25 protein-coding genes and 1 riboswitch are annotated in these 25,369 nt (G+C 39.7%); of the genes, 13 read left to right on the top strand and 12 right to left on the bottom strand.

Annotated features, from left to right (window positions below):
- Window positions 1-13: 13 nt before the first annotated feature.
- The 4 genes from AWW68_RS01405 to AWW68_RS01420 form a co-directional block, all read right to left on the bottom strand.
- Window positions 14-505 carry a hypothetical protein gene (locus AWW68_RS01405; protein WP_068215800.1) on the bottom strand — a complete coding sequence of 164 codons (492 nt, stop codon included), beginning with the start codon at window positions 503-505 and terminating at the stop codon, window positions 14-16.
- A gap of 207 nt (window positions 506-712) precedes the next feature.
- Window positions 713-1,297, bottom strand: coding sequence for a hypothetical protein (locus AWW68_RS01410; RefSeq protein WP_068215802.1), 585 nt, complete (start codon window positions 1,295-1,297; stop codon window positions 713-715).
- Between the two features lie 167 nt (window positions 1,298-1,464).
- A complete protein-coding gene (locus AWW68_RS01415) occupies window positions 1,465-1,938 on the bottom strand; it encodes a hypothetical protein (RefSeq protein WP_068215805.1) in 474 nt (157 codons plus the stop codon).
- Between the two features lie 238 nt (window positions 1,939-2,176).
- A complete protein-coding gene (locus AWW68_RS01420) occupies window positions 2,177-2,596 on the bottom strand; it encodes a hypothetical protein (protein ID WP_068215807.1) in 420 nt (139 codons plus the stop codon).
- 194 nt (window positions 2,597-2,790) lie between these two features.
- On the opposite strand from AWW68_RS01420, the gene carB reads away from it, so the two are divergent.
- Both carB and AWW68_RS01430 read left to right on the top strand, forming a co-directional pair.
- The gene (gene carB, locus AWW68_RS01425) at window positions 2,791-5,604 is read left to right on the top strand and encodes a carbamoyl-phosphate synthase large subunit (RefSeq protein WP_068215809.1); all 2,814 of its coding nucleotides are present in this window, start codon (window positions 2,791-2,793) and stop codon (window positions 5,602-5,604) included.
- Window positions 5,605-5,611: 7 nt separating this feature from the next.
- The gene (locus tag AWW68_RS01430) at window positions 5,612-5,863 is read left to right on the top strand and encodes a DUF4834 family protein (RefSeq protein WP_084375533.1); all 252 of its coding nucleotides are present in this window, start codon (window positions 5,612-5,614) and stop codon (window positions 5,861-5,863) included.
- Window positions 5,864-5,888: 25 nt separating this feature from the next.
- Here the strand turns inward: AWW68_RS01430 and AWW68_RS01435 are convergent, their stop codons facing one another.
- From AWW68_RS01435 to AWW68_RS01445, 3 genes are all read right to left on the bottom strand, one after another.
- Window positions 5,889-7,073 carry a 6-bladed beta-propeller gene (locus AWW68_RS01435; protein WP_157717477.1) on the bottom strand — a complete coding sequence of 395 codons (1,185 nt, stop codon included), beginning with the start codon at window positions 7,071-7,073 and terminating at the stop codon, window positions 5,889-5,891.
- 67 nt (window positions 7,074-7,140) lie between these two features.
- A complete protein-coding gene (locus AWW68_RS01440; RefSeq protein ID WP_068215816.1) occupies window positions 7,141-8,214 on the bottom strand; it encodes a 3-oxoacyl-ACP synthase III family protein in 1,074 nt (357 codons plus the stop codon).
- Between the two features lie 3 nt (window positions 8,215-8,217).
- A complete protein-coding gene (locus AWW68_RS01445) occupies window positions 8,218-8,805 on the bottom strand; it encodes a TetR/AcrR family transcriptional regulator (protein WP_068215818.1) in 588 nt (195 codons plus the stop codon).
- A gap of 189 nt (window positions 8,806-8,994) precedes the next feature.
- Here AWW68_RS01445 and accD point away from each other — a divergent pair, with 189 nt between their 5' ends.
- The 8 genes from accD (at window position 8,995) to AWW68_RS01485 (ending at window position 18,411) form a co-directional block, all read left to right on the top strand.
- Window positions 8,995-9,837, top strand: a complete 843-nt coding sequence (accD, locus tag AWW68_RS01450; protein ID WP_068215820.1) for an acetyl-CoA carboxylase, carboxyltransferase subunit beta — start codon at window positions 8,995-8,997, stop codon at window positions 9,835-9,837.
- A 181-nt stretch (window positions 9,838-10,018) separates the two neighbouring features.
- A riboswitch (SAM riboswitch) is annotated at window positions 10,019-10,143 on the top strand.
- Window positions 10,144-10,291: 148 nt separating this feature from the next.
- On the top strand, window positions 10,292-11,362 hold the full coding sequence (locus tag AWW68_RS01455) for a homoserine O-acetyltransferase family protein (protein ID WP_084375534.1): 1,071 nt from the start codon (window positions 10,292-10,294) through the stop codon (window positions 11,360-11,362).
- Window positions 11,359-12,636 carry a homoserine dehydrogenase gene (locus AWW68_RS01460; RefSeq protein WP_084375535.1) on the top strand — a complete coding sequence of 426 codons (1,278 nt, stop codon included), beginning with the start codon at window positions 11,359-11,361 and terminating at the stop codon, window positions 12,634-12,636. Before AWW68_RS01455 ends, AWW68_RS01460 begins: the two co-directional genes overlap by 4 nt.
- A 124-nt stretch (window positions 12,637-12,760) precedes the next feature.
- Complete coding sequence (gene nqrF, locus AWW68_RS01465; protein ID WP_068215821.1) at window positions 12,761-14,065, top strand: NADH:ubiquinone reductase (Na(+)-transporting) subunit F; 1,305 nt, start codon at window positions 12,761-12,763, stop codon at window positions 14,063-14,065.
- Between the two features lie 665 nt (window positions 14,066-14,730).
- Window positions 14,731-15,609, top strand: coding sequence for a sugar phosphate isomerase/epimerase family protein (locus tag AWW68_RS01470; RefSeq protein ID WP_068215823.1), 879 nt, complete (start codon window positions 14,731-14,733; stop codon window positions 15,607-15,609).
- Between the two features lie 167 nt (window positions 15,610-15,776).
- Window positions 15,777-16,727: a Gfo/Idh/MocA family protein gene (locus tag AWW68_RS01475; RefSeq protein ID WP_068215826.1), complete on the top strand. Its 951-nt coding sequence runs from the start codon at window positions 15,777-15,779 to the stop codon at window positions 16,725-16,727.
- Between the two features lie 5 nt (window positions 16,728-16,732).
- Complete coding sequence (locus tag AWW68_RS01480; RefSeq protein WP_068215829.1) at window positions 16,733-17,506, top strand: HAD-IIA family hydrolase; 774 nt, start codon at window positions 16,733-16,735, stop codon at window positions 17,504-17,506.
- Window positions 17,507-17,556: 50 nt separating this feature from the next.
- The gene (locus tag AWW68_RS01485; protein ID WP_068215831.1) at window positions 17,557-18,411 is read left to right on the top strand and encodes an aldose 1-epimerase; all 855 of its coding nucleotides are present in this window, start codon (window positions 17,557-17,559) and stop codon (window positions 18,409-18,411) included.
- Window position 18,412: 1 nt separating this feature from the next.
- On the opposite strand, the gene AWW68_RS01490 is transcribed toward AWW68_RS01485, so the two are convergent.
- The 3 genes from AWW68_RS01490 to AWW68_RS01500 form a co-directional block, all read right to left on the bottom strand.
- Window positions 18,413-18,832: a response regulator gene (locus AWW68_RS01490; RefSeq protein WP_185101172.1), complete on the bottom strand. Its 420-nt coding sequence runs from the start codon at window positions 18,830-18,832 to the stop codon at window positions 18,413-18,415.
- Between the two features lie 6 nt (window positions 18,833-18,838).
- Window positions 18,839-20,524, bottom strand: a complete 1,686-nt coding sequence (locus AWW68_RS01495; RefSeq protein WP_185101174.1) for an ATP-binding protein — start codon at window positions 20,522-20,524, stop codon at window positions 18,839-18,841.
- Between the two features lie 218 nt (window positions 20,525-20,742).
- Window positions 20,743-21,606: a universal stress protein gene (locus AWW68_RS01500; RefSeq protein WP_068215837.1), complete on the bottom strand. Its 864-nt coding sequence runs from the start codon at window positions 21,604-21,606 to the stop codon at window positions 20,743-20,745.
- Window positions 21,607-21,845: 239 nt separating this feature from the next.
- Here AWW68_RS01500 and AWW68_RS19740 point away from each other — a divergent pair, with 239 nt between their 5' ends.
- The gene (locus AWW68_RS19740; protein WP_262501391.1) at window positions 21,846-22,001 is read left to right on the top strand and encodes a DUF1328 family protein; all 156 of its coding nucleotides are present in this window, start codon (window positions 21,846-21,848) and stop codon (window positions 21,999-22,001) included.
- A gap of 65 nt (window positions 22,002-22,066) precedes the next feature.
- Here the strand turns inward: AWW68_RS19740 and AWW68_RS01510 are convergent, their stop codons facing one another.
- Together AWW68_RS01510 and AWW68_RS01515 are read right to left on the bottom strand one after the other, a co-directional pair.
- The gene (locus tag AWW68_RS01510; protein WP_157717478.1) at window positions 22,067-22,429 is read right to left on the bottom strand and encodes a hypothetical protein; all 363 of its coding nucleotides are present in this window, start codon (window positions 22,427-22,429) and stop codon (window positions 22,067-22,069) included.
- 54 nt (window positions 22,430-22,483) lie between these two features.
- On the bottom strand, window positions 22,484-23,386 hold the full coding sequence (locus AWW68_RS01515) for a mechanosensitive ion channel family protein (RefSeq protein WP_068215843.1): 903 nt from the start codon (window positions 23,384-23,386) through the stop codon (window positions 22,484-22,486).
- 97 nt (window positions 23,387-23,483) lie between these two features.
- Between AWW68_RS01515 and AWW68_RS01520 the strand changes: the two genes are divergently transcribed.
- The gene (locus tag AWW68_RS01520) at window positions 23,484-24,938 is read left to right on the top strand and encodes an SDR family oxidoreductase (protein ID WP_068218392.1); all 1,455 of its coding nucleotides are present in this window, start codon (window positions 23,484-23,486) and stop codon (window positions 24,936-24,938) included.
- On the top strand, window positions 24,935-25,369 hold the full coding sequence (locus AWW68_RS01525) for a DUF4345 domain-containing protein (protein WP_068215845.1): 435 nt from the start codon (window positions 24,935-24,937) through the stop codon (window positions 25,367-25,369). Before AWW68_RS01520 ends, AWW68_RS01525 begins: the two co-directional genes overlap by 4 nt.

Here is a 25,369-nt window from a genome sequence, read left to right on the forward strand (position 1 = left end):
TTGCAAAGCTAAGCTATTTTAGTCGCACTACCATTCCCATATCGAAAATGGGATATCGATCGCTCATTCCTACACCACCCTTAATCGCCAATTTAGACGAGATAGATACCCTAGATTGAACCATAGGTATTAAAGACACAAAGCGCTTGTCGGTAACTGTAAACCTCATTTGGGGGCCAAATGCTACTTTGCCGTTAGAATTGAACATAAAACTAAACTCTACCCCTTGTTCAGAGCTTTGAGCTTGCTCAGACTGGGTTCTTCCGGCTGTTCTGAAGTAACCTACTCTGAACTTATTAGACCACGCAACATCTACATTCCAACCTGTTTTCCACCCTCTGATAGACCTATTGGTTTGGCCTCCTATTTCTAAAGCTGGACCATTATTGATCTTAGAAGCTTTATAAGATCTAGACTTATAATATCCTTTAAAGCTTTGTGCCTGTAATTGATTACAAAACACTGAGAAGACCGCTAGAATTAAGGTGATAAGTAGAGTTTTCATGGTGTTGGTTTTTGTTGTTTACATCACAAAGTTTACGATTAGCCCCTGTGATTTTGATGGAGAAACACCTGACTCGAAAAAACCAGAGAATTACCGAAGTGCAGTGGGTAAATCACCTAATTAACAGAGAGTTAAAATATGAAAGGACTACACGACTGTAGTCCTTTCAATTCATAACACGAATGCTATGTGTATAATTAGTCTGATCTAATTCAAATGTTCTGTGATATACAGGCGAATATCTTGTGGAGCCACTTCATCACCTCCAAAATATGGATATAACAAATAATAAACCCCTGTATCGCAAGCAGCACCTCTTTCTACCACCACGCTTTGGTCTTCGAATAAAAATCGGTACTGATGGTCTTCAAGCGAAATACTCATATCTACAGCCGTTCCAATTTCCATCGACCCAATCTGCTGATATAATCTCTTTTTCTTCTGATACACATAAGTGAATATGTCTACCTGATCTGTTTCTGGATTATAATTCCATCCAAAACGTGCACTATTCTCATGGTGGAGACTGTTACAATCGGCAAAACCGAAAAGCTTATTAATGTCTTGTTGGTTTTTGTTTCCCAGATTATACCTGACGGACTCATCAAAACGAACAGTTAGATTTAATGTCTCAGATTTGAGTGTCCTTAAGCCTTTTGGATTTGCACTATTTTCTATTGAACTCTCGTGCTTACCTTCTTTTATGAGATAAACAGTTTCTTTAATATCATAAAGGTCGGAGCAACTGTAAAAGCTCGCAGCAAGCACTATTAATGCAATAAGCTTTTTCATGGTTTTGTGGTTTTGTTAATGCAAAGTTGATTGGAAGTAAGCTCACATTTATTGGTGAATTGCCTGAATAAAAAGACTAGGTAAATTGCTTACAAAAAGAAGAGGCAAGCCACCACAGCTCGCCTCACAACAAAACCAACTTTCCACCGAGAGGTGGATATCTTCGGTCAATAAAGGTTGAACATCAACCTTGCGCTGGCCATATTTCTTTCTTTGTTACCTCCGTACTCAAATGCTAAACGCCAGCTATCGCTAAACTTAAATCTTACTTCACCTGTAAAAATGGTTTTCTGGAGCTCTCCATTGAGTGTTGCTTTTCTGGCTCCTGCCGCTAGCTCAATACTTTCGGCTACAGGCTGAGCCAAGCTCAAATGAAGACCAGCAAACCTATTATCTAAATGCGGCTGCTCCTCATTCACTCCGTAATCTCTTGTGTGAAAATAATTCAGGGAAAGCACCTGCTTGAAATTCATACCTATTCCGAAGCCAAACTTCATTCCGTCATAGTTGGCAACAGTTGGAACTACCTGAAATGTTGCAGCCTTATTTCTATGGTTGTCATAACTTCTTTTATAATAGTATTGACTAAAGGCTGCTTGTGCCGATACCAAAAAGAGGGCGATGATAAATAGCTTTTTCATGGTTTTGTTGTTTTGTAAATGAATACATCACAAATGTCGTATGACCACGACTGCTACATATCCGACTATTGCCTGATTGGGCATATTCGGCAAGTCTCCTAGACTGAATAGGTATTTTTCCTAGGAGCCTTTAAGCTTCTCCGCTTAATGGGTCTTGCTTTCAGAAAAGAATAAAAAAAGGCCACAGATCTTAACAGATCTACAGCCCCTATCTTGAGTTTATAATACTTAACTATTCTTATTTACTTACTCTTTTTCCTGTCATTGGGAAGGCATCTTGACCTAGGTAAACTGCACCGCTCATAGCATCGCCATCAAACTGGCACTCAAGTTCAGCTACAGTTCCCATTACTTCAATAGAACCCGTCATGTTAGTTCCCTGAACCGTCACTCCATTTACATCTAAAGTACCAAACTGATCGGTTTCTAAAGTTGCGCTATAGGCTCCAGGGCTACCCATAATTCTTAGTGTTCCGCTACTGCCTCCATCAGGAGTATCTACAGAGTATTCCCAAACGCCAGCTGGGTCATATACTTTTTGCTTTGCTTCGGCCTTGGCAGAGGAGTTAGTTGTTGTACCACTTGCTGCACAACTCACCACAAAAGCTGAAATCAACAAAAAGGCAAATACAGTTTTCAATGTCATTCTAGTCTTCATGCAATTATTAGTTTTGAAATTAAAGAGCTATGAAAATAGTACTTTTTCACTGATGACCCGCTCAGAAAGCCCCCATCTTTTGCCAAAAAATGAAAGATTCTCCAATAATCCCAATGCGGTTTTGATTGTAAGCATTATGGCCTAACTTTGTGCCAATTTGTACCTAAGTCAAAAAGTCGTTCCTTACCTGAAAAATGCCGAAAGACAATAGCATCAAGTCCATCCTAATTATCGGAAGTGGGCCAATCATTATCGGACAAGCCTGTGAGTTTGATTATTCTGGTTCTCAAGCAGCCAGATCATTAAGAGAAGAGGGCATTGAAGTTACCCTCATCAATTCTAACCCTGCTACCATCATGACCGACCCGGTTATGGCTGATAACGTTTATCTGAAGCCATTAACTAAAAGGTCGATCATTGAGATTTTGGAAAAGCATCAGATTGATGCTGTACTTCCTACCATGGGTGGTCAAACAGCCTTGAACCTTGCCATAGACTGCGACAAAGCAGGAATTTGGGATAAATACAATGTGAGAATCATTGGCGTTGACATTAACGCCATTGAAACCACTGAAGATCGTGAGAAATTCAGGCACAAAATGATTGAAATTGGAGTAGGTGTCTGTAAAGGAGAAACCGCTACTTCATTTCTAAAAGGAAAAGAAATTGCTCAAGAAATTGGGTTCCCATTGGTTATTAGACCTTCCTTCACCCTTGGGGGCTACGGAGGTGGTTTTGTAGATAATCAAGAAGAATTCAACGAAGCACTAAAAAGAGGTTTAGATGCCTCTCCAATTCACGAAGTACTTGTAGAACAAAGTATTTTGGGTTGGAAAGAATATGAGCTAGAGCTACTCAGAGACAATATTGGTAACGTAATCATTATTTGTTCTATTGAGAACTTTGACCCTATGGGGGTTCACACAGGTGATTCTATTACCGTTGCGCCTGCCATGACTCTACCAGACACTGTCTATCAGAAAATGAGAGACATGGCCATCACAATGATGAATGCCATCGGTCAATTTGCAGGTGGTTGTAATGTTCAGTTCTCTGTAAACCCTGAAACTGACGACATTATTGGTATTGAGATCAACCCAAGGGTTTCTCGTTCTTCAGCTTTAGCATCAAAAGCAACCGGTTATCCAATTGCTAAAATTGCAGCTAAGCTGGCCATTGGTTACAACCTAGACGAACTTAAAAACCAAATCACTAAAACTACTTCTGCTTTCTTTGAGCCTGCATTAGACTATGTGATTGTAAAAATACCTCGTTGGAACTTCGATAAATTCAAAGGTTCTAACAGAAAACTAGGCTTACAAATGAAGTCTGTTGGCGAGGCCATGGGTATTGGTAGAAACTTCCAAGAGGCACTACAGAAGGCTTGCCAATCTCTTGAGATAAAAAGAAACGGACTAGGAGCCGATGGAAAAGAGCTTACTGACCAAGCGGCTATTTTAGATAGCCTCGAGAACCCAAGCTGGAACAGACTCTTCCATATTTACGATGCCTTCAAATTGGGCATTCCATTCAAAACTATTCAGAAGAAGACTAAAATCGATAAGTGGTTCCTTCAGCAAATTGAAGAGCTTATTGAGCTTGAATCTGAAATTGAACAATACAACTTAGATACCCTTCCTGAAAGACTCTTAAGAATAGCCAAAGAGAAAGGTTATGCCGATAGACAAATTGCTCACTTATTAAAGTGTTGGGAAAGCGAAGTATTTAAGAAGCGCCATGATTTAGGTATCAAGAGAGTTTACAAACTAGTAGACACTTGTGCCGCAGAATTTGAAGCGCAAACCCCTTACTACTACTCAACTTTCGACCAAGAAAACGAGTCAGAAGCTTCTGACAACAAGAAAATCATTGTACTTGGATCAGGACCTAACCGAATTGGCCAAGGAATTGAGTTCGACTACTGTTGTGTACACGGTTTGTATGCTGCTAAAGAGTGTGGTTATGAAACCATCATGATCAACTGTAACCCTGAAACGGTTTCTACGGACTTCGATACTGCCGATAAGCTTTATTTCGAACCAGTATTCTGGGAGCATATTTACGACATCATCCTTCATGAAAAGCCAGAAGGTGTAATTGTTCAGTTGGGTGGTCAAACAGCACTTAAACTAGCTGAAAAACTAGATAAATATGGCATCAAAATCATCGGTACTAGCTTTGAGGCGCTAGACCTTGCAGAAGATAGAGGTAGATTCTCCACACTACTTGCTGAAAACAATATCCCTTACCCGAAATTCGGAGTAATTGAAGATGCTGATGAAGCATTGGAGTTATCTAAAGAACTAGGCTTCCCTCTTCTAGTTAGACCTTCCTATGTATTGGGTGGTCAGAGCATGAAGATTGTAATCAACGAGCAAGAGCTAGAAGAGCATGTGGTAAATATCTTAAGAGACATTCCTGGTAACAGAGTATTGTTAGATCACTTCTTAGATGGCGCCATTGAAGCTGAAGCAGATGCTATTTGCGATGGAGAAGATGTGTACATCATAGGCATTATGGAGCACATTGAGCCTGCAGGTATTCACTCGGGCGATTCTTATGCCGTATTACCTCCTTATAGCTTAGGCGACTTCGTTATTCAACAGATTGAAGCTCATACCAAGAAAATTGCGCTGGCTTTAAAAACCGTTGGACTGATAAATATTCAGTTCGCCATAAAAGACGATAAAGTTTATATCATTGAGGCGAACCCTAGAGCTTCTAGAACCGTTCCTTTCATAGGTAAAGCCTATCAGGAGCCTTATGTAAACTTTGCTACTAAGGTTATGTTGGGAGAGAAAAAGCTTAAGGATTTCGACTTTAAGCCGGTTAAAAAAGGTTACGCCATTAAGGAACCTGTATTCTCATTCCACAAATTCCCGAATGTAAATAAGGAGTTAGGCCCTGAAATGAAATCTACGGGAGAAGCCATTTACTTCATAGATGATTTGATGGACGACTACTTCCTAGACATTTATTCTAAACGTAATCAGTATTTAAGTAGATAATAGCGGTTTGTTAAAGTTTTTATTCTTCATATTCCTTGTCTTTTGGATTCTTAGAAGTGTTCTTCGATTCTTTACGGTGAACCTTTTTGGTCAAGCGCAGCAACAACGGAGCTTCAACCAACAAGGGCGCTACGAACAGCAACGTCAACCTAAGGATGGCAACGTTAAGATCGACTATGCACCAGGTAAGAAGAAAGGCAAAAAGTCTTCAGACAATTTTAAGGGTGGAGACTACGTAGATTACGAAGAAGTAGATTAATTAAAATCAAAAACATAGAAGCCGATCAATTGATCGGCTTTTTTATTACATCACTTTTGAACTTAATAAACCATATAAAAGGAACCTCGTCTTGTACCTCTTCTAAGATGGGAGCTTCGTCAATGTTTTTAAAATTAGAATACACTTGAGATAACAAAGTAGCTCCAGTTCCAGCAACAAAATAGTCATTATAAGTAGCAGGAAAGTACACATAGCCACTCTCTCGATTACGCACTTTCAATTGATAAGGTATGCTCAAAGTATTCCCATTATTCTTATCAAACAATGCATAAAAGTATTCTTTCCCTTTAGAGTAAAGAAAGAGTAAATGATTACCACTTTCTTGAACAGCACCTCCTTGAATTGCCAAGTACCCTTTTTGTTCTTTTATATCTCTGACAGCTTGAGCATTAAGGTTTGGGTCATCTACATAAGTCTCGATAAAATCTTCTGGCAATGCATCATCACCAAAATTCACCCTATATTCTGTGTAAACAGTGTCTTCATCAACTCTTGAAATGTCATGCGAAAACACATTCACTGATAGAGGTTGCTTTGAGTTACTGAAATGGCTATAAAAGTTGATTATATTACGAGATTTGGCCTCTTCAGGCAGAGGGAAGAAAACCTTAGTATCAGTGAAGGTACTATCCATTACAACCAACTGCCCCTTAAACGAATAGCTTGAATTCATTCCTAGATGAAATGCAAGTCTTCCGCCTGTAAGACTAGCCATGTCTTTGATAAAACTGAATTCAACTCTCTTTTCTTTGATAAATTGCCCCTGAGTATTGAACCATAAGATCTTCCCTGCTGCTGATAAGATTACCTCGCCTTTAACATCGTCATAAGCCACTTTCCAAAGATACTGGTATTGACCAGGGCCATCTCCAGGTGAATATATTTTAGTCTGGAATGCACCCTCATCATCAAAAATAATCACACTTTGCCCCTGCTCGTCAAACACTATCACCAACTCATCAGTGATGAAGAGGTTGGTGACACTTTGAAATAAGGCATCGTCTTGGGTGTCTAACTTCAAAAAATATACATCCTCAATTAAATCCGTAAAGTAACCATCAAAAACTTCAGCATTAGCAACATCAATGACTTGGGGCAATATTGCCGACTGATCTGAAGTACTATTCTCTTTTTCTGAAGAGCAGGAGAGAATTAAAATAAACAGTAAGGCTAGAGGGTGGTATTTCATGTGCATTTCTGAAGATACACCCTTTCTTTTTACCCTAAAAAATTTTTACACTCGATTAATCTTTTTTTTATGGCACTTGGTATACCATAGCATTGATATGCATACCAGCACCAACCGAAGCAAATACAACGTGGTCTCCAGATTTGATTTCATGCCCCTCAAGTTCACCTCTCAATATTAGATCCAACATGGTTGGTATGGTGGCTACAGAGCTATTACCAAGTTTACCAATAGTCATAGGCATTAGCTGTTTTACATCTGGCTCGTAGCCATAAAGCTTATACAGCTTCAGCAAAATGGCTTCATCCATTTTCTCGTTAGCCTGATGAATGAGCACTTTATCAATATCGTCTAAATCTAGATTAGCCTTTTCAATGGCCGTTTTAATAGCTTCAGCTACATTTACCAAGGCATATTCATAGATTTTACGCCCCTTCATTTTGATGAACTTATTCCCATTGCCTGCTAGATCTGGCTTAAATGAAGGTCCCATAGCTAAATAAGCCAACTCGGCAGAAGCATCTGTTCTCGAAGCTTGGCTCAGAAATCCACCAGTAGGGTTTTCGGTGGCCTGAAAAATGGCAGCTCCTGCGCCATCAGAAAAAATCATGGAGTCTCGATCGTGCTTATCTACAATTTTACTCAGAGTTTCTGCGCCAATTACCATAACGGCTTTAGCATCGCCACAACGTATCATTTGACTGGCCTGAATAGCTCCTTGAACCCAACCAGGGCACCCAAAGACAATATCATAGCAGGAGGTTTTTGGATTTTCAATTCCTAGCTGATGTTTTACTTTTGCCGCAAGGCTCGGCATTATGTCTATCCTATTGGATTGATCATCGATGTCACCAAAATTTTGCGCTACTATAATATAGTCTAAGTCTTCTTTATCTACAGTACTATTGGCTAGAGCATTCTTAGCCGCTATGGAAGCTAAATCTGAGCAAAGCTGATCTGGCTTAGCGTACCGCCTCTCTCGTATACCTGTGATTTTCTCAAACTTTTTAATGATTACATCATTCTCGTATGGAAATGGTTCACCATTCTCTTGATAGAACTCATGATTGAGAAAATCTTCATTCTTAACTACCTGTTCGGGAATACAACTTCCCACTCCATTGATAATTACGTTTGGCATATCCTAGCTTTCTGATTTATATGAAACTGCATCCCAGCAGGCCTCAGAAGCCTGATCGATGCGTTCTTCAGTCAATTGTTGATTATGATCTAAATGCAGTTTGGCCAAAGAAACAATTGGCCCATAGAGTAGTGCAATAATGGTGTACAAAGGCAGGTCTTTCATTGCCTTCGCCCTTTTAGACTCAATAAAGAACTGCATGATAGGCCCGAGAATTATAAAAGTCTCTTCCCGGGTCATATTGCTAACAAACGGAGCATACCTATACTGTTCTACAAACTGAAACTCTTTAGGGTTAGCAATACAATATTGAATGAGGTTTCTCCATAAGTGCTTAAACCGCTCTTTATAAGACCCTTCTTCTCTATAATCTTGCAACATGGCCTTAATTACACGCTTTTTAATAGCGGTAAAAAGCTCATTGATTAAGTGCTCCTTATTATCGAAGTACCGGTAAATAGTGCCGGCACCAACCCCCGCATGCTGAGCAATTAATGAAATAGGAGTAGCATGGAAACCATAATCTGTAATCAGATTCAGCGTAGTTTCCAATATTAGCTTTCTTTTATCTGTGGCTTGACTCTCTATCATTCTATACGGAATGAACGTTCATTCCGAGCAAAGGAAAAGAGTAAATTAGAAGAAATCAAAGGATTAGGTCATTTACTTTAGTACTTGGCGTTAAAAAACTTCTAGAGGGCACTTCTCTTTGGTGGCTGAAGAGTTTTGATGTATTTTTGCCAACTCGCTTGAGAAAGAAACTCACTTAAACCAGTTTATATGTCTTGGTTTCAAAGAAAAGTAAAGGGAATTACCACACCTACTGAAGAGAAGAAAGACGCGCCTGATGGCCTGTGGTTCAAAACCCCGGGTGGAACTATAATCCATACCAGAGAGCTAAAGAATAATGCCTATGTGAGTCCTGAAGATGGTTTTCACGTAAGAATTGGCTCTAGAGAATATTTTGAAATCCTATTTGATCAGAATAAATTCACTGAGTTAGATGCTGACATGAGCTCAGCAGACCCATTGAATTTCAACGATAGCAAGCCTTACCCAAAAAGAATAGCTGCCACCCAAGAGAAAACGAAATTGAAGGACGCGGTTCGTACTGCCTATGGCAAAATGAACGGTGTAGATATTGTTATCTCATGTATGGACTTTGCTTTTATTGGAGGCTCTATGGGCTCTGTAGTAGGTGAAAAAATTGCTAGAGGTATTGACTATGCATTAAAGACCAAAACCCCGTTTTTAATGATCTCCAAATCTGGAGGTGCGAGAATGATGGAGGCAGGTTATTCACTTATGCAGATGGCCAAAACTTCTGCCAAGCTGGCCTTATTGTCTGAAGCAAAAGTTCCATATATCTCGCTTTTAACCGACCCAACTACAGGTGGAGTAACTGCCTCTTATGCCATGTTAGGTGATTTCAACATTGCCGAGCCTGGTTCATTAATCGGTTTTGCTGGCCCAAGAGTAATCAGAGATACAGTAGGAAAAGATTTACCGAAAGGCTTCCAAAGTGCTGAGTTTGTATTGGATCACGGTTTCTTAGATTTTATTGTAGACCGAAGAGATTTGAAAAAGCAACTCACTACGTTGCTCAATATGTTGAAAGACTAATATCAATCTCTTTACAAGAATTTGAAAAGGGTGTCTCAAAAGGACACCCTTTTTTTATTATCCATTCAGTCAACTTGAAATAATTTCAATATCCCTTTTGAAAACTCGCAAACGGCTACTACGTTTGTAACATCAAGTCATTCAATCCCTCCCGATAGTTATCGGGATTTCGGAACGAATCGATTTATAAAGAAGCGTGGAGAGACAGGCTCTATGAAGCGCTAGCAACCATGCCGACACATCGGCAAAGGTGCTAAATCCTGATCCCAAATGAGTGTCAAGTTGGCTCTCGGGAGAATATAAATTGGTTAAACATGCTTCAAATTCCAATTGCAAGACCCTTATCGGGTTGGGTAAATCAAACCCAACTAGCACTGCTATTTTATTACATATCTAGCCGAATGTGTAGGGCATAATTTCCGCCCACTTCTTTTCACATTTAAACCACTAGCACATGTTAACAAAAAGCCATCTTGGCTTGAATGAATCGATAGATTCAGCTCAAGCTCCTATACAGTATTATTCAATTAAGGGAGATTTCAGCCTAGAAAACGGCAGTTTCCTAACCGACCCCGTGATTGCTTATCACACATTCGGAAAGCTCAATAAAAATGCTTCTAATGTAGTTTGGGTCTGTCATGCCCTTACCGCTAATGCCAATCCACTAGAGTGGTGGCCAGGTTTGGTAGGTGAAAATGACCTGATAAACCCAAAAGAGCATTTCATCATATGCGCTAATATCATTGGCTCTTGCTATGGAAGCACAGGCCCAAAAGACTTCAATCCGAACACTGGAGAAAGATACCTAAGAAGTTTCCCACTCCTCACAGTTCGCGACATGGTTAAAGCGCATGAGTTACTGAGAGCACACTTGGGTATTTCTAAAATTCATTTGGGCATAGGGGGCTCCATGGGGGGGCAGCAAGTGTTGGAATGGGCCATAGAACAACCAGAAATCTTTAAAAACATCTGTTTAGTAGCCTCAGGAGCTAAAAGTTCGCCATGGGGTATCGGCATTCGAACAGCTCAGCGAATGGCTATTGAAGCAGATCCTAGCTTCTTCTCCAGCTCACCGAAAGGTGGCTGGAAAGGGCTAGAAGCCGCCAGAGCAATGGCTATGATTTCTTATAGAACAGATGCTATTTTCAACTTCAGCCAAAAAGAAGGCAATGAAAAAATCGATGGGTTCAATGCAGATAGCTATCAGCGCTATCAAGGATTAAAGTTGCAAAAACGCTTCAACGCACATTCATACTATAGCCTTTCTAAATGTATGGACACCCAAGATGTAGGCAGAAAAAGAGGCGGTTTACAAGAAGCGCTAAAAAGAGTAAAAGCCAACACACTGGTCATAGGCATCAATTCAGATCTACTCTTTACCAAAAACGACCAACAAGTTTTAGCACATGGTATAAAACAAAGTCAGCTCACATTTATAGACTCTAACTATGGACATGATGGCTTTTTAATTGAAGCCAACACCATTTCAACAATTCTTAAAAACTTCTTAAACGATCGAAAATGAAAAACATCAATATCGGATTATTCGGGTTCGGCTGCGTAGGCCAAGGGCTTTACGAAACACTTAACAACTCCAGGAATTTCGCAGGTGAAATCAGTAAAATCTGTATTAAAAATGCAGATAAAAAGAGAAAGCTACCCAGCCAACTATTTACAACGAGCAAAGAAGAAATAATTAATGATGAGGCTATAGATATTGTTGTTGAGCTCATAGATGATGCAGATGCAGCACTATCTATTGTTGTTGCTGCATTAAAAGCGGGTAAGTCTGTTGTCACTGCAAATAAGAAGATGGTTGCCGAAAACCTTGAATACTTAGTTGAACTTCAGCAACAAACTGGCAAAGCGGTTCTTTATGAAGGTGCGGTTTGCGGAAGCATACCAATAATCAGGACTCTTGAAGAGTATTTCGGTCATGAACCTCTCAATGAAATTAAAGGAATCTTCAATGGCTCAACCAACTATATTCTGACCAAGATTTTTGAGGAGCGACTAGACTATCCAAAAGTGTTAAAAGAAGCCCAAGAACTTGGGTTTGCCGAAACCGACCCAACCTTAGACGTTCAAGGCTTCGACCCAAAATTCAAGTTGAGTATCTTATTAACACATGCCTTCGGCATACATGTTCCCCCTAGCCACATTACCAACCTTGGAATAGATAGACTAAAAACAGCAGACCTGGAATACGCCAGAGCTAACGGACACACCATTAAACTGGTGGCTCAAGCTAAGAGAATTGGGGAAAAAGTTTTTGGCTTTGTTATTCCACAGTTCGTACAGCCAGACCAGACATTAGCTAACATTCAAAATGAATTCAATGCAGTAACTATTAACGGAGAGTTCTGTGACGAACAATTATTTATTGGCAAAGGAGCTGGGAGCTTACCTACGGGAGCTGCGGTTTTATCTGACATCTCTGCACTGAGTTATGACTACAAATACGAATACAAGAAACATTACAATCTGGGCAAACTGCCCTTTAGCAATCAATCGCCAATTCAGGTATATGTGAGCTATAACTCTCCAGAGCAAGTAGACTTAAGTGATTTTGAAAGCATTCAAGAAAAGTACTTCAGTTTCGACCATTGCTATATTATAGGTAACATTTGCATAGGTAAGCTGCAAAAAGCAGAATGGCGAAACAATCAGAATATCAACATAGTTCTAACACCCGAAGGCTGTCAAAAGGGCTTGGGCAACCTCTGTGTGAGCGACTTAAAAGAAGAAATCTCCGAACTTAAGAAGGGCCAAAAAATCAGGGAAAGAATAACCATTTAGCCCCATTTTACCATTGGTATCTTTTTTCGAGTTCTCTTACTGATTTAATCTTTAAGTCAATATATTTGTAGCCCTAACGACCCAAGGGTCAAATACAAAATGTTGATTTAAAATCTATTAGTAGATGTCATCTATCATTATTACTTCAATAGTTGCTTTCTCGGTTGTAATACTGCTTTTGGTTTTCATTTTGCTTTATGCACAATCAAAGCTAGTTCAGTCGGGCGATGTTAAAATCATCATCAATGGTGATGAGAAAAACCCGGTAGTTACTTCGGCAGGTTCAACCCTATTAGGCACGCTATCAGGACAGAAAATTTTCCTTCCATCAGCTTGTGGAGGAGGAGGTACATGTGCCATGTGTAAATGTACAGTGAAAGAAGGAGGAGGAGATGTGTTACCTACCGAGGTAGGCCACTTAAGCCGCTCTGAGCAAAAAGAAGGTGTAAGACTTTCTTGTCAGGTTAAGGTGAAGCAAGACATGCGCATCGAAATTCCTGAAGAAATCTTCGGTATTAAGAAGTGGGAATGCGAAGTAGTATCTAACTACAACGTGGCATCTTTCATTAAAGAATTTGTGGTAAAACTCCCTGAAGGAGAGCACCTTGAATTCGAAGCTGGAGGTTACATTCAGGTAGACGTACCACCTGTAGTTTGCGATTTCAAAGACATGAACATTGAGCCACATCCGGAAGATCCGGCTGGTCCAGACAAGTTTAAAGGTGACTGGGATAAATTCGGCCTTTGGGATTTGAAAATGGTAAACAAGGAAGAAATCTTCCGTGCTTACTCAATGGCCAACCACCCTGCAGAAGGAAACATCATCATGTTGAATATTCGTATTGCTACTCCACCATGGGATAGAGCGAACAACAAGTGGATGGATGTTAATCCAGGAATCTGTTCTTCTTACGTATTTACTAGAAAACCAGGAGATAAAGTAACTATCTCAGGACCTTACGGTGAATTCTTTATTAAGCCAACTGACGCAGAAATGCTTTATGTTGGTGGTGGTGCTGGTATGGCTCCAATGAGATCTCACCTGTTCCACCTTTTCCACACGTTGAAAACGGGTAGAAAAGTAACTTACTGGTACGGTGGTAGATCTAAAAGAGAATTGTTCTATCTAGAAGATTTCAGAAAGATCGAAAGAGAGTTTCCAAACTTCCAGTTCTTCCTAGTGCTTTCTGAGCCACAACCTGAAGACAACTGGGTGGAGAAGAAAGATATTAACGATAAAGAAGGCGATGGTTTCTTAGGCTTCGTTCACCAAGCGGTGATCGATCAATACCTAAGCAAGCATAAAGAGCCAGAAGAAATTGAATTCTATTTCTGTGGACCTCCAATGATGAACGCAGCGGTTATTAAGATGTGCGAAGATTGGGGTGTGCCAGACGAAAACGTCTCTTTTGACGACTTCGGAGGATAATCAATCTCAACAATAATATTGAAAGCCATCTGTGAAAACGGATGGCTTTTTTGTTGAACTCATTTTCTGGGTGGATAAAATGCACTCTCTGATCTCTCGGAGCCTCAGCGTGGCTTACTAAACTAATTGGCTCAACTTTATCACTTAGTCATCCTGAGTGTGCGAAGGATCTTATATATCAAGAAAAGTCAACCCCCCTCTTTTCCATCCCGACCGAAGCGGAGGGATCGGCCAAACTAGTAATTTGTAGATCTTTCGACTTCGCTCAGGATGGAAAACACTCACGTCCGATGCCGTGATTCGCCAAACATTAATTAGCCAGTCATGGTATCTCCACCATAACCTGACTTAGATCAATCGTGAGGTCACCGATATGAGCAGTGCAGGAATCGATAAAAGAGACCTTTCTCCGAGCTTGAACTTCTGAACAGGTAATTCTGAGACATTTGAAAAATGCTTTATCTCTTAGCCATCCTGAGTGTACGAAGGATCTTATGCACCCGTAAAAGCTATTTACTCTTTTTCATCCCGACCGAAGCGGAGGGATCGGCCAAACCAATAATTTGCAGAGATTATTAGTGAGTGTAGTTTGAAGCTACACTCAGGCATATATTCATTAGATCAAAACCTAAGATTCTGTATATTCAGCATTCAACCTTAATACTATGACATTGAAACGCAGAAATTTTCTTAAAACGGCCGGAGGCTTTGCAGCTGGCTTAGCCATTGCTCCTTATGCCTGTTCATCGGGCAACAAAACTGAAGTAGCTTCAACTGACAGCGTAGTTACTAAACCATTTGGTCTTCAACTTTACTCTTTGCGAGACGATTTTCCAAAAGACCCTAAAGGTGTACTGGCTAAAGTTGCTTCATACGGCTATAAGCAAATTGAAAGTTATGAAGGCCCTGACGGTATGTTCTGGGGAATGACTAATAAAGAGTTTAAAGCTTACATAGATGAGCTTGGCATGAACGTGGTTGCCAGCCATTGCGATATTGACAAAGATTTTGAACGCAAAGCGGCAGAAGCAGCGGAAATTGGAATGAAATACCTCATCTGTCCATGGAGAAGTCAGGAAACCCTTGATGGTTACAGACAAGCTGCGGCTGACTTCAATGCCAAAGGAGAAATCTGCAAAAGCAATGGAATTCGTTTCGCCTATCACAACCACGCTTATAGCTTTACCAAACTAGAAGACATCTACCCTCAAGATATATTCATGAATGAAACCGACCCTAACTTGGTTGATTTTGAAATGGACATGTATTGGGTGGTTACAGCTGGTGAAGACCCTGTAGCTTGGTGTAAGAAACAGCCTGGAAGATATAAATTAGGACATGTTAAAGACCGCATGGCCAATACGGAAGAAAGAGAAGCAACTTGTACACTAGGCACTGGAATAATTGACTATGCATCTATAGCCCCTGCTGTTAAAGAGGCTGGCATGGAATACCTTATTGTTGAACAAGAAAGATATGACGGCACCACTCCTCTCAAGAGTGTACAAGACGATGCTGAGTATATGAAAAAGCTTTCTGTATAAAGATAGCATTACAACATGTCACTCATAGATTCTAAAGAGTGACATTTTATACCCCCTCTAAAGCCAGAAAGCAATTCTCTCTTAATACTAGATTAAAAAAACACCTTCTTAACTTCAATTATCTCTTTTCCCCTTATGCTTCTCAACATATTTGGTGAACTTAGAGTATGAACTGGGGATTTATAGGATTCGGAAGAATAGCACGAAAATTTTTAGCAAGCTTAGAAACGGTAGAAGGAGAAACTCCATATGCATTTGCATCTAGATCTAATGCTCATGAACTGGCCAAAGAGTTTCCCTCAGTAAAAGTTTTCGACTCTTACGATAAACTATTGGCAGATGAAAACATAGACATTGTCTACATCAGCACAACTAACAACTTCCATTGCGAAAACACCATATCAGCACTTAGGGCAGGCAAACATGTGGTTTGTGAAAAGCCGATGGGAGTTTCTAGCCAAGAGATAGAGCAGATGACTCAAGTAGCTCAAGAAACTGGAATGTTTTTGATGGAAGCCATGTGGATGCGTTTTTTGCCTGCCTATAGAGAAGCCATTAAAAGGGCGAAGTCGGGCGAAATAGGTCCTATCAAATACATGACCGCTAGTTTTGGTTTTAGGTCTATTGATAAATTAACTAAAGATGGAAGGCTTTTAAATCCAGATTTAGCTGGAGGAGCCCTTTTTGATGTTGGTGTTTATCCATTAACCATAGCAGCAGATTTATTTGGTTGGAACCCGAGCTCTTTTACAGCCGATGCCCAAATAAGTGAAACAGGAGTAGACCAAAGCACACAGCTACAGTTAAACTATTCAGAGGGGCAGATGGCGCAATTATTTGCGAGCATTACAGTAACCACAAACAAGGAAGCCTGTATTTATGGCGAAGATGGCTTCATTCGTATGCCTCTTTTCTGGAAGTGTCAGGAATTTGAGGTTGTAAAAGGAGAAGAGGTAGAAAAGGTTGCCATACCATTTGAAAGCACAGGTTATGTCCATGAAATTGTCGCAGCTAGAGAATGTATTAATAATGGGGAAAAAGAGTCAAACCTTTTTACCTTAGAAGAGAGTTTGCAAAGCGCTAAACTCGTTGAAAAGATTTTATCAACCGTTTTTTAGTTCACATGCCCAAAGGTTTTCTAATAGATCAAGACGGTGTCATTTATGTTGAAAACAAGATGATTCCGGGTGCTGATAAGTTTATCAAAACGCTTCAAAAGGAGAATATACCGTTCACTTTTATGACCAACAATAGCCAGCGTACTCCACTAGATGCTGTTAGAAAACTGGCAAAAATGGGCATTTATGTAGAACCTGAAAACGTGTATACATCGGCCATGGCCACTGCACATTTTATGGGTCAGCAATTTCCAGAAGGAACAGCTTATGTTTTGGGAGAAGGAGGCCTTATTTCTAGTTTACATGAACACGGGTTCACCCTAGTGCAAAACGACCCAGACTTCGTTGTGGTTGGTGAAGGCATCAATTTTACCTTAGAAATGGTGCGCAAAGCCATCGACTTTATACTAGACGGAGCAAAATTAATTGCTACTAACCTAGATCCATCGCCTCGCAAGCCAGGCTGGAACAACTTAGGGATTGCTGGAATAGTAGCTATGATTGAAGCTGCAACAGGTAAGCAGGCATTCTCTGTTGGCAAACCTAGCCCCGTTATGATGCGCCAGGCTAGAAAGCACATTGGTCTGGCTACTGAAGAAGTGACTGTTATTGGAGATACTTTGGCTACCGATATACAAGGCGGTGTTCAAGTTGGTTACCACACTATACTTACCCTTTCGGGAATGTCTAAGCGAGAAGACCTCAATGATTATCCGTTCAAGCCCGATTTAGTCATAGATTCTATTGCAGACTTGACCATACCGTTACCTTGGTGGTAAAAGCTCCAAGAAACAGTTAATCATTGACAGAATAAGCACCTACAAACACCATGGAACAACTCAGCTTTGAAGGAAGCAAACTTATTATAAATCCCCAAAACGGGGCTTCTATCACTAAATGGACTTGCTTTAAAGCGCGTGAAGAGGTAACGCTCATCAATAATAGAGACTTCAATCTATTTGAAAGTTCTTTATTGTTTCCTTTTCCCAATCGGTTGGCCTCAGGCAAATACAACTATGAAGGTATGAGTTTTCATTTTGATGAGAACGACCCTGGAAAACCCAATGCGCTCCATGGTTTCATTTACAATGTGGCCTTCGACTTAGTTGAAAAACTCGATAATTCTATTCGTTTCAGGCACGAATATGATGGCACACTGGAAGCCTACCCCTTCCCATTTACTTTCGAGGTAAACTATATACTCAAGAAGAATGAGTTAGAAATTCAGGTTGATATACAAAACACAGGAAGCCAAACAATGCCCTGTGGTTTTGGCTGGCACCCCTACTTCGATCTGGAATTAACTAATGAGCCATGTAGGCTAAAAATGCCCAAAACAAGCCTAATTGAGGTCAACGAAAACCTTATTCCTACAGGAGCAGAAAGTCACAATAGAGACTTTCAAGACTTTACATCGGTGTTCGCAAAAGAGCTAGATAGCTGCTATAGGTTGGAAAAAATAGAAGATAGAAACAGTGTATTCCTTAACTACCCTCAGTTAGGTACTTTAGAGATTTGGCAAGACCACAACTTTCCTTTTGTTCAAGTGTATAAGCCCGATGAGCGGGCCATGGCAATAGAACCTATGAGCTGTGGAATAGATGCTTTCAACACTCAGCAAGGCATAAAAAAAATTGCCGCAGAACAGTCTTGGTCTTTAAAAATGGGGCTCAAGCTATTTTAGCTTAATCAAGCCTATCTGGAAAATACTTTTCTAGTACTGATTGAAACTTTTCAATGTTCAAAGGCTTGTTCATAAACTCCGTTACATTGCCATCTCCGTCAGCCATCTTTTTGTCATCGGGATTCAAAGAAGTGGTGAGCATTACTACTACTACGCCACCTTTTTGTTCATCATCTAGCTTCTTATATTCTTCCAAAAACTCCCAGCCATTCATTCTAGGCATGTTAATATCTAGAAAAATAAGTTCAGGCCTTGGATAACTACCTGTTTGATTAGAACTGAGGTAGTCTAGTGCCTTTTGACCACTAGTTACAGCAACAGTTTCTTCAACACCGCCATGTTTCTGAATAAAAATCTTGTGGATGAAATTATCTGCTTCGTTGTCATCAATCAACAAAACACGCTTAAGAATCTTTCTCATTTTCAATTAGCCTACTAATGTAAAATAAAAGGTTGTCCCTTTGTTTAACTCAGATTCTACCCAAATCTCACCTCCATGATGTTCAACGATTTTCTTTGAGAGAGCCAAACCAATCCCTGAACCTTCCACTCGATCCTTTGAGTGTAATCTCTGAAAAACCTTAAATATTTGCTTGAAGTATTGTTCTTCTATACCAATACCATTATCGCTAAACGTAAAAATCCAGTACCCGTTGGTGCGCTCAGCCGATATTTGTATTAGACATGGAACATTAGGTCTTACAAATTTAATAGAATTGACAATTAAATTGTGAAAAAGTTGTGTCAGTTCTAGTTTTGAACCCGATACAACTGGTAAATTTTCAACTTCAATAGAAACATCAATTCTATCTTTTTGTTCTAATGCATTAAAAACTTCCTTAGCGAGTAACTGACAGTCTACCTGTTCAAAATTATTATCCGAACCGATGAGGGAATAATCTAGCAACCCCTTCACGAGGGTACTCATCCGCCCAACGCTCTCTCCTATAAACCTTAGACTCTGCTGTTTTACCTGCTCATCTGAGTTAAACTCTTCATTTAGCAAAAGGTCCGAATAACTCAAAGTAGTGCGCAAAGGTTCTTGAAGATCGTGCGAAGCAATGTATATAAAGTGCTTTAGCTCTTCATTTGTTTTTTCAAGCTCACGTGCTTTTCGCTCAAGTTCTAACTGCATTTCTACCTGTTGGGTAATTACCTCGGTGAACATGATCATCCCGCCTATCTCACCATTATCATCTCTCCACGGTAGCAACTCATATTTGAGCCAATCTACTTTTCCATCAGCTCTATCAAACCTATCTCTATCTGTTTTATAGGTTTCTCCCTTCAAAATTCTCTGATGAATCTCCTTCCACTCAGGAATTTCATTGATCTCAGGAAAAATATCGTAATGATTTTTTCCGATTATACTTCTGCCCTCTAAACCATAGTCTACATACCACCGGTCGCTGGCGAACAAGTAATCCATCTTCAAGTCGAACATGGCTACAGCCGCTGGGGTGTGTTTCACAAAAAACTCTAAAGATTGCCTGCTCCTCATCAGGCTACCTTCAGCTCTGCTCAACTCTCTTATGATGGGTTTAACCAGATTGAAGTAGAGCACTACTAAAGAAACGATTACAAGTATAGACAGAACCAAGGTCCAAAGTCTCAGGTTAAAAATGGAGCGGTTGTAATTTTCTTCGGCCTGAAAAACAATTTCGTCCATCAACGAAAGAAATGCCTGCTCGTTTCTCTCTACCTCATTTAGCATAGATGGGGTAATTTGAGTGGTTTCATTTATCTGGGCAACCACTCTTAATAGTCCCTTCTTAAATGGCTCTACTTGCTTAAAAAGAGACAATAGATCTTGATCTGTTAGACTTGGCAATCCTAGAGAATCATTTCCATAGATTAAGCCATCATGAACGAGCGTCCATGTTTCAGCATCATTCTTAATTTCTTGGATAGAAGTAAGGCCTAATGAGGTAGTGTAGATGCCTTTTGCAATTTTTTGACTCAACATTCTTTGCCTACCTGAAAGGTTTATGACAGCAGCATCGGTTCGCCTTTCTCTAATTAGCGTTTCGAGAATAATGGCGAGCAGCAGCACAAGGACAAGAGAAACCAATAGGTTTATCTTGGCTGCCCTATCCAATGTTTTCTTTGTCATGGCGGCCATGTTTACTTAAAAAAGTAAAAATCTGTTTAGTTGAGGTGCACGACTTTTCAGTCTTACTTCATGAAAATAGTCAACAAAACCCAAAGTCTTTTGTCCGTTAATCAGATAGTTAGGCCAGTCAAGAATTAGCATAATGAATATTTACAAAAAAAGAGCAGCAGAAAACAATTCTACCGCTCTTTCTTAAGAATGTCTATTTAAGATTTCCTTTACTCGTGCAATACCATAAGCGGCATTGGAATATCTAGAACCATCTTTTTAGTATGACTAGCGTTTCTAAGCCTATCGAAAAAGCCATGATGCTTGGCAATCATAGCCAGTAGATCAATATTTAGCTCTTGCGCTGTTTCTTCTAGCCCTTCTTCTACATCATCAAACTTTCTGAAATGGAATGTATGGTTGTTGTTCTTGAGGTATTTTTCCATTCTTCTGGCCACATCTATTTGTCCTTTTACTTCAACATCGCCAGTATCTATATGTATTACATGGAGCTGAGCATAAAAAGCTCGCGCAAGCTCTGTTACGGTATGTATAAGATCTGGATTAGGTACAGAGAGAAAATCTCCTGCAATTCCTATATGAGTCATTTTAGTGATATCGGCATCTTCTGGAAGAGCAATCACCGGGCAGGCAACATTCTTCATTACATAATATGCGTTGCTACCAATTAATGCTTTGGCAAAACCAGATGCTCCGTGAGTGCCCATAACTACCATGGCTACACTTCCATCTTCATTCATTTCATTGATTCCTTCATGTAGCGGACCATATTGAATGGCAGTTTCATAGGTTATCTTTTCTAACAATGGAAATTCGGTCACCACCTCGTTTAAACTAGCTCTAGACTGTTTCTCCAGTTCCTGAAAGCTGTAGTCTGCGCCACCAACGGGTGCTCCTTCGGCAAAACCTACAGGAACCATTACCGAATGATACAAGACCAAATCTAGCTTCATTCTCTCGGCAATTTTTATGGCGTTGGCGAGGGCATTTTTTGAGCAATCTGAGAAATCTATAGGTACAATTAGCTTTTTCATAATATCCTCCTTGTTTATGGTATCTAATGTAAATTCCATTCCAAACTTTTTTTGTGACACATATCAGCATATTTTATGATATGCATCAAGTACACCTCTTTAGTCCGTTCATTTTTTTCTAATTGTGACATTGAATTTCTCAATTTGACAAGTCGAAACAAACCAAATAGGCCTCCCTTGAACCCTGAATAGAATCTACAGATTGGATACAGATTTGAAGATTAGTTAGCGTGCAAAGCGCACAATTATGTTCAACTAAAACTCTTGAAATTATGTTAATGTGGGCAATTATATTCTTTATTATAGCCGTTATAGCCGCACTTTTCGGCTTTAGAGGAGTGGCATCCGTATCTTCAAATATTGCGAGATTTCTATTCTTCATATTTGTGGTGTTATTTATTATATCCATTGTGATGCAGCTAGTAGGTTACTAGTAATCACAAGGCACAAAAAAAGCCGGGGCATTTGCTCCGGCTTTTTTGTTTGCATTAGGTTTTATCTACCCATTTCTACCGCTTAAAAAGTCTTCAACATCGTTATAAGTCTCTTCTGCCCAGTCTTTTGTGTCTTCCCAAGCTTCTTCAGTGGCATCAGCTACATTATCTCTAGCCTCTTCCAAAGCCGATTTTTGATCCAAAAGCTCTTCCTTTTCTTCCTCTAAAGACTCCGCTACATCTTCAGATGCATCTTTTAAGTCGTTATTTATTTCTGTAAGCTCATCATCAATGTCATCGATGGTATTGTCGATTCTATCGGTAAGTTCCATTCTTTCCTGCTCCCAATCAGACTGATTAGTATTGTTGCATGAAACGAATATGATGGATAGTAAAACTGCGATTAATGTTATGTTTGCTTTTTTCATGATCTTAAATGTTTTGTTCGTTGCGCCAAATAATTCAAAGGCCATACCAAAACTTTAAGACTGTTCTTTGAGCGTCTTAATATGCCCTTCCAATCTCTCTCCTCCTTTGATACCAAAATCTAGCGTTCTGATTGGGAAAGGTATAGTGATACCATGTTCTTTATACGCTTTGTCTATTGCCATAATGGCTTCACTTCTGGCCTCTAAAAACTGAGGCTGCGTTGGTGAATAATTAATCCAGAACATGATTCTATAATTTATCGATGAGTCTCCAAACTCTTCGAAAACTAGTTTTATGTCATCTTCGGTGAGCATATCTAAGCTCTTGAGTGCATCTTCTGTAATTTTCTTCACCTCCTCTAAGTCTTCGGCATAAGAAACCCCTACGTTTAGATCTACTCTTCTTTTATAGGTTTTAGTGAAGTTGGTGATAGGGTTTTGGAACACCAGCCTATTTGGAATAATAATATGGAGACCTTGAAAGGTTTCTAATACGGTTGCCCTGAGTTGAATATCTCTTACAAAACCCGTGTAGCCGTTTGTTTCAATGATATCTCCAATATTCAACGGCTTTTTGAACGCCATGATAATACCTGAAATAAAATTGGCCGATATGTCTTGAAAGGCAAAACCAATAGCCAAACCTGCTATACCAGCACCCGCCAAAATGGAAGTTACTGCTTTACTTAAATGGAGCAGATTAAGTGCTATTACTAAACCTGAGCCGATAATAAAAATGGACATGATGGTAGAAATGAGCCCAATTATGGCTGGTTGCTCAATAAACCTACCCATCAACTTTTTAGTACCTACTCTTACTAATTTACTCAGGAAGTAAAAGATGACTAACACAATAAGTGCTACAACAAAATTGGGTAGCATTTCTGTAAGGGTTTCTAACCAACCCTGAAGCTTTTCTTCAACTATTTCGAAAGCTTTTGAAACATTAAAATCCATAGAATTTCTCTTCTAGTATGTTTAGTTCTAACAAAAGGGGAATAACGAATTCACATTTATATAAACATTATCACTACTCAACATTGTTTAAAAAGTGGTGAAAGTCTTATTAACAGGTGCAAACGGATACATAGGAAAGCGACTCCTCTATCTTCTGGTAGATAGAGATTTGGAGGTGATATGCTGCGTTAGAGATGCCTCTAGATTCAATCATGCTTTAAGTGATCATGAGCGAGTATCTATTATTGAGGTAGACTTTCTGAAGGAGGAAACACTCGAGAGAATTCCAGAAGATGTAGATGCTGCCTACTACTTAATGCACGCCATGTCTATGTCTGGTGGAGACTTTGCCAGAAAAGAAGAGCAAATGGCTCAGAACTTCACCAAAATAAGTGAAAAAAGAAATTTGCAGCATGTCATCTACCTCGGTGGCATTGCCAATGACAAAGAGCTTTCCCCTCACTTAAAAAGTAGACTCAACACAGAGAACGAATTAAAAAAAGGCAATTACAATTTTACCAGCATTAGAGCAGGAATCATTGTAGGTTCTGGCAGCGGTTCTTTCGAAATCATCAGAGACTTGGTAGAAAAGCTCCCTGTAATGATAGCACCCAAATGGCTAAAGACTAAATCTCAACCAATAGCGGTTAAGAATATTCTTGAGGTGTTGAGTCAGTCATTATTCGATGAATTCACCTATAATGAAACATTCGACATTGCAGGGCCAGACACCATGTCTTACAAAGACATGCTTATGAAATTTGCAGAAGCTCGTGGGCTAAAGCGGTGGATTATTTCTGTTCCGGTATTAACTCCTAGACTTAGTTCTTACTGGCTATATTTTGTTACCTCAACATCGTACAACTTAGCTACTAACCTAGTAGACAGTATGAAAACGGAGGTTATAGCTAGAGACAATAGGTTAATTGAGCACCTGAAAATAGAGCTAATCAGTTACACCGATGCCGTTAAAAGAGCCTTTTCTAGAATAAAACAAAACCAGCTAATCTCTAGCTGGAAAGACGCCATGTCTAGTGAAACTATTACCAAGCATTTCGAAGATTTGGTAGAAGTTCCAGACTTCGGCTGTTTCAAAGACCACAAGCAAGCCAAGATTACAAATGAAGAACATGTATTAAATAATATATGGTCTATTGGTGGAGAGCGTGGTTGGTACTATGGCAACTGGATGTGGAAAATTAGAGGCTACATGGATAAAGTAGCCGGTGGTGTAGGGCTAAGAAGGGGAAGAACTCACCCTTCAGAAATTAACTCTGGCGACTCATTAGACTTTTGGAGAGTAATTGTTGCCGACAAATCAAAAAAGAGACTTCTGCTTTTTGCAGAAATGAAACTCCCAGGAGATGCCTGGTTGGAGTTTAAAATTGACAAAAACCAAGTACTGCATCAAACCGCCACATTTAGGCCTAAGGGTTTATGGGGTAGGTTGTACTGGTTTGCGGTATTGCCGTTTCATGGCTTTGTTTTTAAAGGAATGATCAGAGGCATTACCCGAGAAACAAATGTTCAACTTAAAACAGTAATACAATGAATTTCTTAAGAATACTTATCACAGGATTTATACTATTAGTCAGCTCAATATTCTTGGCTGTAGCCATGGGTGCGTTTTTCGCTCCCGGAGAGGTAATGCAATATTTGAGTCTGCAGCCTGTCTCAGACAGTACATTTAATTCCATTCGTTCATATTATGGTGGTCTAAACTTAGCCTTTGCTGGCTTTCTATTCTATGCCGGTTTCAGAATGCAAAAAACAGCATTAGGCTTTATTAGCTTATATACCATTGGTTTCTTAATAGGTAGAGTTTACAGCTTTTTTGCTGAAGGTGTAGCTTCCGCTTTTGTCATTAGATGGACCGTGGTAGAGACCATCTTGTTCGTTATTAGCTTCTTGCTGATTAGAGCCTTATTAAAAACTCCAGAACAAGCAGGAACAAGCAAAATTGAAGTTCAGTCTCAAGCATAA

This window comes from Roseivirga spongicola (assembly GCF_001592965.1).
Lineage (GTDB): Bacteria > Bacteroidota > Bacteroidia > Cytophagales > Cyclobacteriaceae > Roseivirga > Roseivirga spongicola.

Excerpts from the sequence above, each read along its gene's own strand:
- AWW68_RS01405 (WP_068215800.1), bottom strand. The coding sequence starts at position 505 with ATGAAAACTCTACTTATCACCTTAATTCTAGCGGTCTTCTCAGTGTTT.
- AWW68_RS01420 (WP_068215807.1), bottom strand. The coding sequence starts at position 2,596 with ATGAAGACTAGAATGACATTGAAAACTGTATTTGCCTTTTTGTTGATT.
- AWW68_RS01460 (WP_084375535.1), top strand. The coding sequence starts at position 11,359 with ATGAAAAACATCAATATCGGATTATTCGGGTTCGGCTGCGTAGGCCAA.
- AWW68_RS01500 (WP_068215837.1), bottom strand. The coding sequence starts at position 21,606 with ATGGAATTTACATTAGATACCATAAACAAGGAGGATATTATGAAAAAG.
- AWW68_RS01470 (WP_068215823.1), top strand. The coding sequence starts at position 14,731 with ATGACATTGAAACGCAGAAATTTTCTTAAAACGGCCGGAGGCTTTGCA.
- AWW68_RS01495 (WP_185101174.1), bottom strand. The coding sequence starts at position 20,524 with ATGACAAAGAAAACATTGGATAGGGCAGCCAAGATAAACCTATTGGTT.
- AWW68_RS01410 (WP_068215802.1), bottom strand. The coding sequence starts at position 1,297 with ATGAAAAAGCTTATTGCATTAATAGTGCTTGCTGCGAGCTTTTACAGT.
- carB (WP_068215809.1), top strand. The coding sequence starts at position 2,791 with ATGCCGAAAGACAATAGCATCAAGTCCATCCTAATTATCGGAAGTGGG.
- AWW68_RS01485 (WP_068215831.1), top strand. The coding sequence starts at position 17,557 with ATGGAACAACTCAGCTTTGAAGGAAGCAAACTTATTATAAATCCCCAA.
- AWW68_RS01475 (WP_068215826.1), top strand. The coding sequence starts at position 15,777 with ATGAACTGGGGATTTATAGGATTCGGAAGAATAGCACGAAAATTTTTA.
- AWW68_RS01510 (WP_157717478.1), bottom strand. The coding sequence starts at position 22,429 with ATGAAAAAAGCAAACATAACATTAATCGCAGTTTTACTATCCATCATA.
- AWW68_RS01490 (WP_185101172.1), bottom strand. The coding sequence starts at position 18,832 with ATGAGAAAGATTCTTAAGCGTGTTTTGTTGATTGATGACAACGAAGCA.
- nqrF (WP_068215821.1), top strand. The coding sequence starts at position 12,761 with ATGTCATCTATCATTATTACTTCAATAGTTGCTTTCTCGGTTGTAATA.
- AWW68_RS01455 (WP_084375534.1), top strand. The coding sequence starts at position 10,292 with ATGTTAACAAAAAGCCATCTTGGCTTGAATGAATCGATAGATTCAGCT.
- AWW68_RS01515 (WP_068215843.1), bottom strand. The coding sequence starts at position 23,386 with ATGGATTTTAATGTTTCAAAAGCTTTCGAAATAGTTGAAGAAAAGCTT.
- AWW68_RS19740 (WP_262501391.1), top strand. The coding sequence starts at position 21,846 with ATGTGGGCAATTATATTCTTTATTATAGCCGTTATAGCCGCACTTTTC.
- AWW68_RS01435 (WP_157717477.1), bottom strand. The coding sequence starts at position 7,073 with ATGAAATACCACCCTCTAGCCTTACTGTTTATTTTAATTCTCTCCTGC.
- AWW68_RS01440 (WP_068215816.1), bottom strand. The coding sequence starts at position 8,214 with ATGCCAAACGTAATTATCAATGGAGTGGGAAGTTGTATTCCCGAACAG.
- accD (WP_068215820.1), top strand. The coding sequence starts at position 8,995 with ATGTCTTGGTTTCAAAGAAAAGTAAAGGGAATTACCACACCTACTGAA.
- AWW68_RS01525 (WP_068215845.1), top strand. The coding sequence starts at position 24,935 with ATGAATTTCTTAAGAATACTTATCACAGGATTTATACTATTAGTCAGC.
- AWW68_RS01480 (WP_068215829.1), top strand. The coding sequence starts at position 16,733 with ATGCCCAAAGGTTTTCTAATAGATCAAGACGGTGTCATTTATGTTGAA.
- AWW68_RS01415 (WP_068215805.1), bottom strand. The coding sequence starts at position 1,938 with ATGAAAAAGCTATTTATCATCGCCCTCTTTTTGGTATCGGCACAAGCA.
- AWW68_RS01445 (WP_068215818.1), bottom strand. The coding sequence starts at position 8,805 with ATGATAGAGAGTCAAGCCACAGATAAAAGAAAGCTAATATTGGAAACT.